General features: G+C 35.1%; 12 protein-coding genes. 9 read left to right on the top strand and 3 right to left on the bottom strand.

What is annotated here, in order from left to right; translation table 11 throughout:
* Positions 1-23 precede the first annotated feature (23 nt).
* From M2265_RS24285 to rodA, 6 genes are all read left to right on the top strand, one after another.
* Positions 24-1,682: a M1 family metallopeptidase gene (locus M2265_RS24285; RefSeq protein ID WP_132772639.1), complete on the top strand. Its 1,659-nt coding sequence runs from the start codon at positions 24-26 to the stop codon at positions 1,680-1,682.
* A gap of 173 nt (positions 1,683-1,855) precedes the next feature.
* Entirely contained in the window at positions 1,856-2,881 is a 1,026-nt protein-coding gene (locus M2265_RS24280; protein WP_021191193.1) for a rod shape-determining protein, read from the top strand.
* A gap of 89 nt (positions 2,882-2,970) precedes the next feature.
* Positions 2,971-3,813, top strand: coding sequence for a rod shape-determining protein MreC (mreC, locus tag M2265_RS24275; RefSeq protein ID WP_132772637.1), 843 nt, complete (start codon positions 2,971-2,973; stop codon positions 3,811-3,813).
* Positions 3,806-4,321 carry a rod shape-determining protein MreD gene (locus M2265_RS24270; protein ID WP_132772635.1) on the top strand — a complete coding sequence of 172 codons (516 nt, stop codon included), beginning with the start codon at positions 3,806-3,808 and terminating at the stop codon, positions 4,319-4,321. Before mreC ends, M2265_RS24270 begins: the two co-directional genes overlap by 8 nt.
* Before the next feature lie 35 nt (positions 4,322-4,356).
* Positions 4,357-6,333 (top strand): penicillin-binding protein 2, encoded by a 1,977-nt coding sequence (gene mrdA / locus M2265_RS24265; protein WP_132772634.1) that lies wholly within the window; start codon positions 4,357-4,359, stop codon positions 6,331-6,333.
* A complete protein-coding gene (gene rodA / locus M2265_RS24260; RefSeq protein WP_132772632.1) occupies positions 6,326-7,591 on the top strand; it encodes a rod shape-determining protein RodA in 1,266 nt (421 codons plus the stop codon). Before mrdA ends, rodA begins: the two co-directional genes overlap by 8 nt.
* Positions 7,592-7,611: 20 nt before the next feature.
* Here the strand turns inward: rodA and M2265_RS24255 are convergent, their stop codons facing one another.
* Genes M2265_RS24255 through M2265_RS24245 form a run of 3 tightly spaced genes read right to left on the bottom strand, consistent with a single transcriptional unit; the run spans position 7,612 to position 9,940 of the window.
* The gene (locus M2265_RS24255) at positions 7,612-8,466 is read right to left on the bottom strand and encodes a nucleoside phosphorylase (protein WP_132772630.1); all 855 of its coding nucleotides are present in this window, start codon (positions 8,464-8,466) and stop codon (positions 7,612-7,614) included.
* Entirely contained in the window at positions 8,463-9,080 is a 618-nt protein-coding gene (locus M2265_RS24250; RefSeq protein WP_021191198.1) for a YigZ family protein, read from the bottom strand. The genes M2265_RS24255 and M2265_RS24250 overlap by 4 nt, the downstream gene beginning before the upstream one ends.
* Positions 9,077-9,940, bottom strand: a complete 864-nt coding sequence (locus tag M2265_RS24245) for a hypothetical protein (RefSeq protein ID WP_021191199.1) — start codon at positions 9,938-9,940, stop codon at positions 9,077-9,079. Before M2265_RS24245 ends, M2265_RS24250 begins: the two co-directional genes overlap by 4 nt.
* Positions 9,941-10,818: 878 nt before the next feature.
* Here M2265_RS24245 and M2265_RS24240 point away from each other — a divergent pair.
* From M2265_RS24240 to aroA, 3 genes are all read left to right on the top strand, one after another.
* Positions 10,819-11,643, top strand: coding sequence for a prephenate dehydratase (locus M2265_RS24240; RefSeq protein ID WP_132772628.1), 825 nt, complete (start codon positions 10,819-10,821; stop codon positions 11,641-11,643).
* 133 nt (positions 11,644-11,776) lie between these two features.
* Positions 11,777-12,883, top strand: a complete 1,107-nt coding sequence (locus M2265_RS24235) for a chorismate mutase (protein WP_021191200.1) — start codon at positions 11,777-11,779, stop codon at positions 12,881-12,883.
* A complete protein-coding gene (gene aroA / locus M2265_RS24230; RefSeq protein ID WP_132772626.1) occupies positions 12,883-14,130 on the top strand; it encodes a 3-phosphoshikimate 1-carboxyvinyltransferase in 1,248 nt (415 codons plus the stop codon). The genes M2265_RS24235 and aroA overlap by 1 nt, the downstream gene beginning before the upstream one ends.
* The last annotated feature ends 54 nt before the right edge of the window (positions 14,131-14,184 follow it).

Raw genomic sequence — 14,184 nt, 5'->3', positions numbered from 1 at the left:
CACTTATATTAAAATTATAAGCGTTGAAAAATCTATCCTATTTAATTCTATTTCTTTTATTATCTCCCTGCCTTGTAAATGGGCAATTATTATCGGACAAAAATGAATTTTCCCGCAAAGATTCTTTAAGAGGTCAACTGACTCCCTTAAGAACCTGCTACGATGTCACCTATTATCACTTAGATGTTGATATTAATATTCCAAAACGTAGCATTGCAGGAAGCAATCTCATTAAATTTAAAACTATTCAAGATTTCAATCGCATCCAGATTGATCTTTTTGATAATATGGCAATTGATAAAATTCTTTACAGGGGTAAACAGCTAAAGTATACAAGAGAATTTAATGCGGTTTTTATAGATTTTCCAACACAGATTAAAGCAAACACACTGGATTCTATTTTAGTGTATTTCTCAGGCACACCACATCAAGCCAACAGAGCTCCTTGGGATGGCGGATTTGATTGGAAAAAAGACAGCAATAACAAACCTTGGGTAGCAAGTGCAAATCAAGGCATTGGAGCAAGCTTATGGTGGCCCAATAAAGATCATCAGTCAGACGAACCCGATAGCGTCTTAATCTCTGTAACGGTGCCTAAAGAACTTATGAATGTTTCTAATGGTCGTCTCCGTAATACGGAAAGCATCGGTAAGAAGAAAACTAAATTCAACTGGTTTGTTTCCAATCCCATTAACAATTATAACATTGCAATCAATATTGGTGATTACGTACATTTTCAAGATAGCTTTAATGGTGAAAAAGGAAAGCTAGATATTGACTACTACGTACTACGTGAAAATATAGAGCGGGCAAAACCGCATTTCGAGGCCAATGTAAAACCGATGTTAAAAGCATTTGAATATTGGTTTGGCCCCTACCCTTTTTATGAAGACAGTTTCAAACTAATTGAAACATCTCATCTAGGGATGGAACATCAAAGTGGTATAGCGTATGGCAATCGTTTTTTAAATGGCTATCTGGGAAGAGATGGTTCTGGAACAGGATGGGGATTAAAGTGGGACTTTATCATCATACATGAAGCCGGACATGAATGGTTTGGAAATAATATCACAGCATCGGATATTGCCGACATGTGGATTCATGAAAGTTTTACCAATTATTCAGAAGCACTTTATATCGATTACTATTTTGGTAAAAAAGCTGGACAAGAATACATACATGGCAATCGAAGAGCAATTCAAAACAAAACACCGATTCAAGGACAATATCATGTTAATAATGAAGGCTCCGGAGACATGTACAATAAAGGTGGTGTACTGCATAACATGATTAGAACAATTATAGCAGACGATGATAAATGGCGATCTATTTTGAGAGGATTAAACGCTAAGTTTTACCATCAGCAGGTTGATTATGATGATATTGTCAATTTCATCAATCAAGAATCTGGTTTAAACTTCAACTCCATATTTGAGCAATATGTGAAGACAACTTTGATTCCTGTGTTATGTATTTCAGAGACAAAAGATGGAAAAGTTCAGGCGAAATGGAAAAATACAGTCGAAAATTTTGAAATGCCAGTCTATATTGGTACCGCAGATAATAATTTAAAAGCAATTAATATCACGAACAACGACCAAACATTAAATATTCACAATCTAACCAAAGAAAATATAAAGATTGACACTTTTAATTACTACATTGACATACAGAAAAATTAATTTCTGCAGTAAAAACATAAGAAAATGCTTTAATTAACGTTTACTTGTTATCATCCTTAAAGCTCCGCAAAAGAGTTCTAAATTATCAATAAAAAAAATCAAGACTTACCTACAAAAACTAATAATTTTTAGTAGGTTTGCATATTCATAAAAAGTAGCTTAAAATACAGCAAATGGGTTTATTTAACTGGTTTACACAAGAAGTTGCCATCGATTTAGGTACCGCAAATACCTTAATTATCTATAATGACAAAGTAGTAGTTGATGAACCTTCTATTGTAGCCTTTGATCGTACGACAAACAAAGTAATTGCAATCGGACGTCAGGCAATGCAAATGGAAGGTAAGACACACGATAATATAAAAACAGTACGCCCTCTCCGTGATGGAGTTATTGCAGATTTTACTGCCGCAGAACATTTGATTCGTGGTATGGTAAAATTAGTAAATAATGGTAAAAGTTGGTTTTTCCCTTCTTTAAGAATGGTGGTTTGTATCCCTTCAGGAATCACTGAAGTAGAGAAACGTGCCGTACGCGATTCTGCAGAAATTGCAGGAGCAAAAGAAGTGTATTTAATTCATGAGCCAATGGCTGCCGCAGTAGGTATCGGAATTGATGTCGAAGAACCAATGGGTAACATGATTATTGATATCGGTGGTGGAACAACAGAGATTGCAGTAATTGCACTTTCGGGTATTGTTTGCGACCAATCAATCCGTGTTGCAGGAGATAACTTCGACTCCGATATTGTACAGTATATCCGTAGACAGCACAACATCATGATAGGTGAACGTACAGCTGAGAAAATTAAGATTGAAGTTGGTGCAGCTCTTCCGGAATTACAGGATCCACCTGAGGATTTCGCCGTTCAAGGCCGTGACCTCATGACAGGTATCCCAAAACAGATCACCGTTTCATATACAGAAATTGCACATTGTTTAGATAAATCGATTTCTAAAATTGAAGAAGCAATATTGAAAGCTTTAGAAATTACGCCTCCAGAGTTGTCTGCTGATATTTACCAAACTGGTATCTACTTAACAGGTGGTGGTGCTCTATTGAGAGGATTAGATCGCAGGATTCAAGCTAAAACTAAATTACCGGTACACATTGCAGAAGATCCTCTTCGTGCAGTAGTGCGCGGTACAGGCATAGCATTAAAGAATATTGGCAGATTTAAGTTCTTAATGCAATCATAATTGCCACAACATAAAATTTTATATGCGATATAGCTGATTTTTCACTATATCGCTTCTTTATTAAATAGCAAAGTAATAATTATTAAACAATGAGAAACCTTTGGTTATTCCTTAGACGTTATAACGCTTTCTTTTGGTTTATCCTTTTTTTTGGATTTTCTATGTTTCTGGTTGTTACTAACAATACCTTTCAGCGTGCTAGTGCATTAAACTCTTCCAACACGATAATTGGCAATATTTACCAAAAAGTGAATTCATGGAAAAGCTACCTGTCACTAACAGAAACAAATGATCAACTTGTAAAAGAAAATGCAAGTTTGAGAACGCAGTTAGAAAACTATTTGACGACCGATACAGTCGCCATGGCTAAGAGACCGGTCATTGATAGTAGTGAATTTGGACGTTATGAGTTTATTATTGCAAGCGTTACAAATAATAGCATTCACCAAAAAAGTAATTATCTCACCCTAAATAAAGGTTCTTTAGCTGGTATTGAAAAAGGAATGGGCGTAATTGCTCCAAATGGTGTGGTCGGTATTGTGCTAAACGTAACACCGCACTTTTCGACAGTTCAGTCTCTACTTCATCCCGACACAAAAATATCAGTAACATTAGCTAATACAGATGTATTTGGTTCTTTAGTTTGGGGCAGCAACGTAGACTACCGTTTTGCAATGGTCAAAGAAATCCCGAATCACGTAAAAGTTAAGACTGCGGAAAAAGTGTTCACTTCAGGCTACTCTGGCCACTTTCCAAAAGGTATACTGGTAGGCGCAGTTGTGGAAACGGGAATATCTTCCGGAGACTCTTTTTTAGATTTAAGAATTCTCTTGAGTACTAATTTTTCAAACCTCCACCATGTATATGTTGTGAAAGATTTATTGGCAAAAGAATTAAAACAATTAGAAGAAACGAATCAGGATAATGGCTAGAATATTACTCTTTAATATCATTCGGTTTTTGGTACTTATTGCCATGCAGGTATTCTTGTTTAAAAATATCGGCTATTATAATCTAGCAAGTCCTTTTCCATATATTCTATTTATCTTTTTGCTTCCTACCGGAATGCCGAACTTTGTATTATTTACAATTGCATTTTTAACCGGACTTTCGGTAGATGTATTTTATGATACACTTGGAGTCAATGCCGCTGCGTGTGTTGCATTAGCCGCCTATCGTGTATTTTTTATGAAAATTACAATTGAAAACGATATGGATACATTCATTACACCAATTTTAGGTGAAATGAATTTTAAATGGTTCTTTTCATATACTTTTTTCGGAACATTGATTCATCACTTTGTTCTTGTCACATTAGAAACATTCAGTTTCAAACAGTTTCAGTACACATTAGCGACTATTGGTTTAAGTTGTATCTTTACAATGGTTATCCTACTCATTTTTAGTTTTCTTTTCTATAAAAGAAAGAGTAGAATTTAGTAATTCCATCGCTTAAAAGGAGGATAAAAGAATTTATGAATAGTTTTTTTGCACGTAAATTTGTCATTCAAGGCATTATTATTAGTATTGCGTTATTAATAATAGCAAGGCTATTTTATCTTCAGATTATAGATGACTCCTATATACATTCTGCTAACAGCAATGTCATGCGGAAAGTTATAGTATATCCCGCACGTGGTGTTATTTTAGATCGTACAGGTCAGGTATTAGTACAAAATGAACCTGTATATGACCTCATGGTTACGCCAAGAGAAGCAAAAGATATCGATACCGCTCTATTATGTCAATTGATTGAAATTGACAAAGAAGGTTTTATCAAACGTATGGATAAAGCCCGTGCACATTCCCCTTATCGTGCCTCCATCTTTGAAAAACAACTATCATCCCGAACGTATGCCCATTTACAAGAGTATTTGTATCGATTCAGAGGTTTCTATGTTCAAAATAGAACTGTGCGAAATTATCCGGATAGTATCGCAGCACAGTTTCTGGGCTATGTAAATGAAGTTACAGAAAAAGATGTGGAGAAGTCAAATGGCTTCTATCGTCCAGGAGATTATATTGGCCGAAGTGGTGTTGAGCGCTCTTATGAAGATTTATTAAGAGGAAAAAGAGGAGTTAAAAACCTCATGGTCGATGCCTTAAATAGACCAAAAGGTGTATTTATGGAAGGACGCTATGATACTTTGGCTGTTTCTGGGGAAGGTCTAGTATCTTCTTTAGACAAAGAACTTCAGATCTTGGGTGAAAAACTGATGAAAAACAAACTGGGATCTATTGTTGCCATTGAACCTTCCACAGGAGAAGTGCTTGCTTATGTAAGTAGCCCCAGTTATAATCCAAATGACATGGTCGGTCGTGAAACAGGTAATAATTATATGAAATTATTAAATGATGAGACCAAACCCTTATTTAATCGTCCAATTCAAGCATCTTATCCCCCTGGCTCTGTATTTAAGGTTGTTGCAGCCTTAACTGCTCAACAAGCTGGCGTTATTGATGAGAACACCTCTTTCTTTTGTCCACATGGTTATAGCTATGGTGGCGGAAGAGGTTTTATGCGCTGTACCCATTACCATGGAGCAACATCTTTGATCAGATCCATTCAAGTCTCTTGTAATACCTATTATGGGTATACTTATGCCAAAATGATTGATTCAAGAGGCCTGTCAGGACCGAAAGCGTACGATCTATGGTACGATGCAATTTCCAAATTTGGTATTGGTCATCGATTAGGAATTGATTTACCTGGTGAAAATGCAGGCTTATTATATAAATCGGAACATTTCACTAAAAGTTACAGAAACGACAAATGGCGTTCATCTTTTAATATTTCATTATCGATTGGTCAGGGAGAAATGGGCGTTACTCCACTGCAGATGGCAAATATTATGGCTATTGTGGCAAATAGAGGTTTTTATTACCGTCCTCACCTTATTAAAGGTATTGGCGATAAAAAGATCGTTAAAAAGGAGTTTACTGAAAAAATATCAGCAGGTGTAGACGCTAAATACTATACTCCGGTAATAGAGGGATTAAGCAGAGCAGTAAATATGGGAGAAGGAACAGCCTTCGCAAATAGAATTGCTGGTATTGAAATGTGTGGAAAAACAGGAACAGCACAAAACCCACATGGTAAAGATCATGCTGTATTCTTTGCATTTGCTCCTAGGGATAATCCTAAAATTGCCATTGCCGTTTTTGTTGAAAATGCTGGTTATGGCGGTGTATGGGCTGGCCCTATTGCCAGTATGATGGTTGAAAAATATATCAAGGATACAATCACAATGCCGAAGCATATTCAAGATCGTATTTACAATGCTAATTTTATGCCTGCTCCAAAAGCAGACCCAAAGAAAGCAGATTTGAAGAAAACTACGGATTCAACTAAATCTAAAAAAGATACCACAAAAAACGTTAACCGTATTGCTGCAGTAATGCCAAAGGAAACAATTGTCCACCATAGTGCTGTAAGGAGAAATCATGAATAACCAAAAAAGTAGTTTTTTCGGAAAGATAGACTGGTTAACCATTTCTTTATGGTTAGCTTTATGTTTGATCGGTTGGTTTAATATACATGCAGCTGTCTATGATCCAGAAAATCCTGGATTATTTAATATGGCAACAAATTATGGTAAACAGTCCATGTACATTGCTTCTGCATTAATTATAGGTATTACCATCTTAATTATAGACGCTAAGTTTTTCAGTTCCGCATCTCCCGTTATCTATGCTGTAGTTGTGCTATTATTAATAGCGGTCTTGGTTATTGGTCGAAATGTTGGTGGAAATCAGGCATGGATTCCTATTGGAAGTTTCAGGCTTCAACCATCCGAATTTGGAAAACTGGCAACCTGTCTCCTCTTGGCCAACTACCTCAGCTCTCAAAGCAACAAAAACCCAAATATGCATACTTTAGCCATCGGTGCTGGTATAGTATTATTCCCCGTATTCCTCGTAATGCTTCAGCCTGATACCGGTTCTGCTCTAGCTTTCTTTTCCCTCATCTTTGTATTCTATCGAGAAGGATATGTCAATAACAGCTTACTTATTTTCGGAGGACTCTGTATTGTCCTATTTGTTATGGCACTACTCGTAAATGCATGGATATTAATTGGCATACTCGCTTTAATTGCGGGCTTTTTCATGTGGACGTTTAGAAAAAAGCGGAAAAATTTAATTAATATAGGAATTCTTTTTGCCGCTTCGTCGGTATTCATATTATGTGTGGATCTTGTCTACAATCATGTTTTACAATCTCATCAAAGAAATCGTATTGATATCATCCTTGGGAAAATGGACGATCCACGAGGACAGGGTTACAATTTAAATCAATCTAAGATAGCAATTGGTTCTGGACAATTTTGGGGTAAAGGCTATCTTCAAGGTACACAGACCAAATACAATTTTGTTCCCGAGCAAAGTACAGATTTTATTTTCTGTACAGTGGGTGAAGAATGGGGATTTGTCGGCTCTACATTTTTAATAGCGATATACTTAACATTATTGCTCCGCATCATTCATATAGCAGAACGACAGCGATCTGCTTTTGCAAGAATTTATGCTTATGGAGTGGCTTCCATCCTATTTTTTCACTTCTTTATTAATATAGGAATGACAATAGGAATTGTACCTGTCATTGGTATTCCATTACCATTCATAAGTTATGGAGGATCTTCGTTATGGAGTTTCACCATTTTACTCTTCATCATGCTAAAATTTGACTCAAATAGAAAAGGAGTTGTTTAATACAACTCCTTTTCTATTTTTTAAAAACGTTCTAAAATCATTTTTATAGCACGATCTACGACTTTATCTGGCTCTGAACTAAAATGTCCCGCTACACGGCTGGCTAAAATAGCATTAATAGATAGCGCTTGATGACCAAACATACGGGATAAAGCATATATTCCAGCAGTCTCCATTTCTAAATTTGTAATTCGTAAACCATCTGACTTGAAGCTATTCGCCAATTGGATCAAATTAGGAAACGTATTTTCAGAGCGCACATTCCTACCCTGAGGTGCATAAAAACCAGGAGCAGTCATCGTCACTCCTTTTGGCAAATCGTAAGCATATTGTGCTAATAAATTTTTACTGCCCTCCGCAACATAAGGCTTTAGATATAAATTCGGAAAAGCATCCCATACTGCTCTTTCCAAAGTTTTCTCATAAGCTGAATAGGGTTTTACATAATATTGCATCAGGGCATCAAAGCCTACTCCAAATGAAGAAGCCAAAATCGTTCCCATTTCAATATCCGATTGAACAGCACCAGAAGTTCCGATTCGAATGATATTTAAACTTGTTAGCTTTGACTTTAATGCTTTTGATTCAAAATCAATATTCACGAGCGCATCCAATTCATTAAAGACAATATCAATATTATCCGTTCCAATGCCTGTTGATATAACAGAAATACGTTTATTACCAATATATCCTGTGTGTGTAATAAACTCCCTTTTTCCCTTCTGAAGTTCAATACGGTCAAAATACTGAGATACCTTTACTACACGGTCAGGATCCCCTACTGTGATAATGGTATCTGCAATATCTTCTGGCATTAAATTCAGATGATAAATACTCCCATCTTTATTCAATATTAATTCTGAATCATTTATCATATTGTCCGCAAATAAGAAAGTTTACAATTATCAATTTTATCAAAACGTGTAATGACCGAATTGACCTGCATTTTTCGTACTTCAATTTCCATATAGCATGTATTATCAAAAACTTGTTTACTGACAGTTATATTCTCTTCTTTAACCACGCGCATCACGTCGTTCATAGCTAAGTAATCAAATTCAATTTTATAGATATCATTGACAGTTTTCTCTACAATCTCTACGGCAGATAAAACCTCTTGAGTCGCCGTTTTATAAGCATTAATCAGACCTGGGACGCCTAATAAAGTTCCTCCAAAATAACGAACTACAACCACAATAATATTTGTTACATCTTGTGATAGTAATACATTTAAAATAGGCCGACCGGCCGTCCCCGAAGGCTCTCCATCATCATTCAGCCGATATACTGTTCGATCCGGACCAATTCGATAAGCCCAGCAATGGTGTCTCGCTTTAGGATGTAGGGTTTTTAGATCTGCTATGATTTCCTTCAACTGATCTTCCGTAGTGAATGGGTAGGCATAGGAAATAAATTTACTTCCTTTATCACGAAATATTCCCTCTGCACTTTTTTCAATTGTACGATAAGTATCTTCAAATAAACTCACAAATATGTTATAATTAAAACTGATATAATAGAAAGTGCTAGCCCTAATTTATTGATAGCACTTAATTTTTCTTTAAATAATAAAACACCGACCAGAGCCCCTATTGAAATTACACCAATATTCATCCCTGTGAAAACAATAGAAGGATTATCTGGAATTGCTCTATGAGCTTTCATATAAAACAATATATTCCCAAAATTGAAAAAGCCCAATACAATGCCAAATCCGAAAGATTTAAAAGAAAATGACTGCTTTTCAATTGCTAAGAAATAAATCATAAATAGAAACGCCACAGCTATGGCCAATAAAAAAACAACAAACATAGCTGTAATATAAGGAACAGATTGATGAAGCGCTATTTGTTTAAAAAGAATGTCAATAACACCCATTCCAATAAAAACAATTAAAGGATACAGCAGGCTACCAATCTTATTGTTATTTTTAACATTCCCCTTTTGCCAACCAATGGAACAAATGATAGCAACTAAACCGACTAGAATACCAATTCCTTTATTCCAGGTAATGACTTCCGAAAAAAGCACAAAGGATGCCATTAAAGGAATAAACAGAGACAATCTTTGTGCAATCTCCGTTTTAACCAAACCTGTGTATTGAATTGTCAATGCAATAAAAATAAAAAGTGTTGGAAGTAAAATTGCCAAAGGAATATACAATTCCCAAGGCATTTGTCCAATCTGTATATCTCCGAGGTCTGGCTCTAAAACAAAATAAGTTAGTACTGCTGCTACAGGATAATTCCAGACAATAATTTGTTTGGTGCTTACCTGCTGTAGTTTTGCATACTTTAATAGCACTGCGACCGTAACACTACATAGAACACTTAATAAAACAAAAATCATAAACTTAAATAATTTCGAAAACCGTTTAAAGCTATTCAGGCCTTCTCCTTCAATTTTACGAAATATTCCCCGTATTTCACATTTAGAAGACCTAAAACTGATAAAAGCCAGTTGCTATCTTCAGATAGGAATTAGTGATTGGTATCAAAATTAGCTAGCAATTTTCCAGCGATACAGCTTACTCACTATCCAGCCTTAGTCATTGATGTAGTTTTTATGTTCCGTCATATGAGAAATATCTCCGATAACATAGACTTCTATTTATGCATAACTTAAATAGTGATCGTATGACAAGCAACACACCTTGATATACCTAATCAACTCATTGCGGAGACTAAATGTTGAAAATTTTCAGCTTAATTTTCGATATATTCTAAACAAAAACACAAATAAACCACCAAATTAATGACATAAAATAGTGTTTTTAAAACAAAAAAATAACATAAATAAACTTAAAAAAAACACAAAAATAAACTTAAAAAAGAGACAAAATAAACTGATTTTTTTCATAAAAAAATAATCTATATTATAATTTATATGCATTTAAACAAAATAAACAAGGATATCAAACACAAAAAGTACATAAAAAATTACATAAAAAACAGCTAAAAAAATAGCTGTATTTTTCATTAAAAAACACATAAAATTACGACTAAAAAAATATTTAATTTTTATCTTGCATTTATAAAAAACATCCGTATATTTGAAATATCGAAACGAACAAATAATGAAAACGACGACTACATATTTTTTCAATTACTTTTATTTTAGACAATAAGAGCAGGGACGAATTTGTAATTATCACAAGATATTAAAAAGCAAAAGTTCCGATCAACAATCGGAACTTTTGCTTTTTCTAAGAACATATAAAACAAACAATGGGTTTAAAAATTGCAATACAGGGAGTAAAAGCTTCCTTTCATGAAGAAGCATCATTTAAGTACTTCGGTGAAGACATCGAAACGATAGAATGCGATACTTTTAAAAAAACCTGCGAATTATTAAAGCAGAAAAAAGTTGATTATGTTGTAATGGCTATTGAAAACTCAATTGCGGGAAGTATCTTACCCAATTATAATCTTTTGAGAGATTATAAATTCAACATTGTAGGTGAAATTGCCTTAAGCATTCATCAAAATTTATTGGCTTTACCAGGAGTTAAACTTGCTGATATAAAATTCATAGAATCGCATCAAATGGCCATTCGCCAATGCGAAGAGTTCTTGCAGGAATTACCAGATGTTAAAATATCAGAAAGTTCAGATACAGCGGCTTCAGCAGCAAAAGTGGCAAATCAAAAATTAACTGACACTGCTGCTATTGCAGGTACACTTGCTGCAAAAACGTATGGTCTCAATATATTAGAAGCAAAGATTGAAACTAACAAAAAAAATAGTACGAGATTCTTAGTGTTATCCAATGATGTCGAAGAACAAGCAAGTGCAAATAAAGCTTCTTTATCCTTTCAAACAGGAAACTCGGTAGGTTCTTTAGCTTCGATTTTACAATGCTTTGCTGATCAAAATATTAACCTAAGTAAAATCCAATCTATGCCTGTCATAGGAAAAAGAAATGAATATGATTTTTTCGTTGATGTGGAATGGAAAAAGCAATCAGATTATGACGCTGCTATTCGTAAAGTATTAAAACACAGCATCAATTTTAATATTATGGGTGAATATGTAAAAAATGACCGCATATAAGTTCTAATAAATAAAAAGTAAAAAATAAAACTCACAATAGATATTGAAATCATCATGGCCTAAAGCGCTCGAAAAGTAACGAAAAATGATCATGATAACTTCATAACCACTAAAAAAATAAAATTACATAATAATGAAAAACACATTAGATATCGTCCCCTTAAAATCTTGGTTAGATACAGGAGACAAGCCTTTAATCATAGCAGGACCTTGTAGTGCTGAAACAGAAGATCAATTGGTTTCAACAGCGCATTTATTAGCAAATACTGGTAAAGTAAACATCTTACGTGCAGGTATATGGAAACCACGTACTCGTCCAGGAGAATTTGAAGGTATTGGTTCTATTGGTTTAGAATGGTTGAAAAGAGCAAAAGCAGAGACAGGATTATTGACAGCGACAGAGGTTGCAACAGCGAAGCATGTTGAAGAAGCATTAGCTGCTGGCGTAGATGTGTTATGGATTGGAGCGCGCTCTACTGCAAACCCATTTACTGTGCAAGAAATTGCTGATGCATTAGTTGGAGTAGATATCCCTGTATTCGTTAAAAACCCGGTAAACCCTGATTTATCATTATGGTTTGGTGCTTTAGAGCGTATTAACCGTGCGGGAATCAAAAGATTAGGAGCTATTCATAGAGGTTTCTCTTCTTACGAAAAATCAGCTTTCCGTAACGAACCAATGTGGGATCTTGCGATTCAATTAAAATCATTATGTCCTGATTTGCCAATTATCAACGATCCAAGCCATATCTGTGGTAACCGTGAATTGTTGCCGTACATTTCTCAAAAAGCAATGGATATGGATTTACAAGGATTGATCATTGAATCACATATTGACCCTTCAGTTGCTTGGACTGATGCAAAACAACAAGTTACTCCAGCGGCTTTGGCTGATTTAATTGATCACTTAAACTTACGTAAAGCAGACTCAGATAATCAAGCTTTTGAAGATAAATTAGCAGAATTACGTACAAGCATCGATAAATTAGATGATCTAATTATTCAAAAAATTGGTGAACGTATGAAAATTGCTGAAAAAATTGGCGAATACAAGCGTGATAATAGTGTCACAATCTTACAAGTTAACCGTTGGGACGAAATCGTTCAAAAACGCACGCAGCTCGCTGAAGCATTAACTTTGAGCAATGATTTTGCAGTTAAATTCTTAGAATTAATTCATAATGAATCAATTCGTAAACAGAATGCAATCATGAATACTCAACCTACTGCGGAGGCATAATGAGTCAACAGGTGATTACACTTACTCACCCATCTAAAAGTATTAATGGTACGGTTCAACTTACTGGTTCAAAATCAGAAAGCAACCGTGCCCTTATTATTCAAGCATTGGGAAAAGAGAAAGTACAAATAGAAAATCTTTCGCAAGCTTTTGATACAGTTACACTAAAGAAGGCTCTTCTGCTAGCTACCAATACGCAATCTGAACTAACAAAAATTGATATTGGACCCGCAGGGACCGCAATGCGTTTTTTAACAGCCTATCTTAATCTGATTAAAGGAAATTTCATTCTAACCGGTTCAGAACGTATGCAACAAAGACCTATCGGTATTTTAGTTGACGCGCTCAAGACTATCGGAGCTGATATTCATTACGAAGCAAAATCTGGCTTCCCACCTCTTCATATAGAAGGTGGCATGATTCAGAGTAAGGATAAAATTTCAATTAAGGGAAATATTAGCAGTCAATATATTTCAGCTCTATTGCTCATTGCGGCATCCTTAAAAAAAGGTTTAACACTTGAAATTGAAGGCGAACTTACTTCACGACCTTATGTCACCATGACGTTGAATATGTTGAAAGAAGTTGGTATTCAATACGAATGGTTGCATAATACCATTCATATTCCAAATCAAGAAACAAAGGAAGCAACGATTTATGTCGAACCTGATTGGAGCGCGGCGTCTTATTGGTATGCCATAGTAGCACTTTCTAATTCAGGATCGATCATACTTCCCGGATTGAAAAAAAGTAGTCTACAAGGTGATATAGCAATTGTTGAAATTATGAGCCACTTTGGTGTTGCATCAGCGTTTGAACAAGATGGTTTACACCTTACAAAAATAAGTGAACCTTCTGGGAAAACATTTTTTGACATGAAAGAATGCCCAGATTTAGCACAGACAGTAGTAGTTATAGCGGCTGCATTAAGACGCGATATATCACTTACAGGTTTAGAAACATTGAAAATTAAAGAAACAGATCGAATTTTAGCTTTAAAAACAGAAATTGCTAAATTCGGAGCAAAATTGATCGAAGATGGAACCACTTATCACATCAAAACTGATGAAGTCTTCGAACCAACAGCTGTTTCTTTCGCCACATATGAAGATCATAGAATGGCAATGGCATTTGCCCCACTTGCATTAATATTCAAAAGTATTAATATTGAGGAACCACAGGTTGTCGAAAAATCTTATCCAGACTTCTGGAAACATTTAGCTGAGCACAAATTTATTATTACTTAGCAAAAAATACCGCAATAATGCTCCTATTATTGCGGTTTTACCTATATTTATAGA

Origin of the sequence: Sphingobacterium kitahiroshimense (assembly GCF_025961315.1) — a bacterium.
In the GTDB taxonomy this organism is placed as follows: domain Bacteria; phylum Bacteroidota; class Bacteroidia; order Sphingobacteriales; family Sphingobacteriaceae; genus Sphingobacterium; species Sphingobacterium anhuiense.
Note: the sequence above shows the minus strand (reverse complement) of the source record. Positions and strands in the feature narration are given on the sequence as shown.

What these genes read in the sequence shown, in the direction of transcription:
- mrdA (WP_132772634.1), top strand. Translation starts at nt 4,357, where the DNA reads ATGAATAGTTTTTTTGCACGTAAATTTGTCATTCAAGGCATTATTATT.
- M2265_RS24255 (WP_132772630.1), bottom strand. Translation starts at nt 8,466, where the DNA reads ATGATAAATGATTCAGAATTAATATTGAATAAAGATGGGAGTATTTAT.
- M2265_RS24235 (WP_021191200.1), top strand. Translation starts at nt 11,777, where the DNA reads ATGAAAAACACATTAGATATCGTCCCCTTAAAATCTTGGTTAGATACA.
- M2265_RS24270 (WP_132772635.1), top strand. Translation starts at nt 3,806, where the DNA reads ATGGCTAGAATATTACTCTTTAATATCATTCGGTTTTTGGTACTTATT.
- M2265_RS24245 (WP_021191199.1), bottom strand. Translation starts at nt 9,940, where the DNA reads ATGATTTTTGTTTTATTAAGTGTTCTATGTAGTGTTACGGTCGCAGTG.
- M2265_RS24240 (WP_132772628.1), top strand. Translation starts at nt 10,819, where the DNA reads ATGGGTTTAAAAATTGCAATACAGGGAGTAAAAGCTTCCTTTCATGAA.
- M2265_RS24280 (WP_021191193.1), top strand. Translation starts at nt 1,856, where the DNA reads ATGGGTTTATTTAACTGGTTTACACAAGAAGTTGCCATCGATTTAGGT.
- mreC (WP_132772637.1), top strand. Translation starts at nt 2,971, where the DNA reads ATGAGAAACCTTTGGTTATTCCTTAGACGTTATAACGCTTTCTTTTGG.
- aroA (WP_132772626.1), top strand. Translation starts at nt 12,883, where the DNA reads ATGAGTCAACAGGTGATTACACTTACTCACCCATCTAAAAGTATTAAT.
- rodA (WP_132772632.1), top strand. Translation starts at nt 6,326, where the DNA reads ATGAATAACCAAAAAAGTAGTTTTTTCGGAAAGATAGACTGGTTAACC.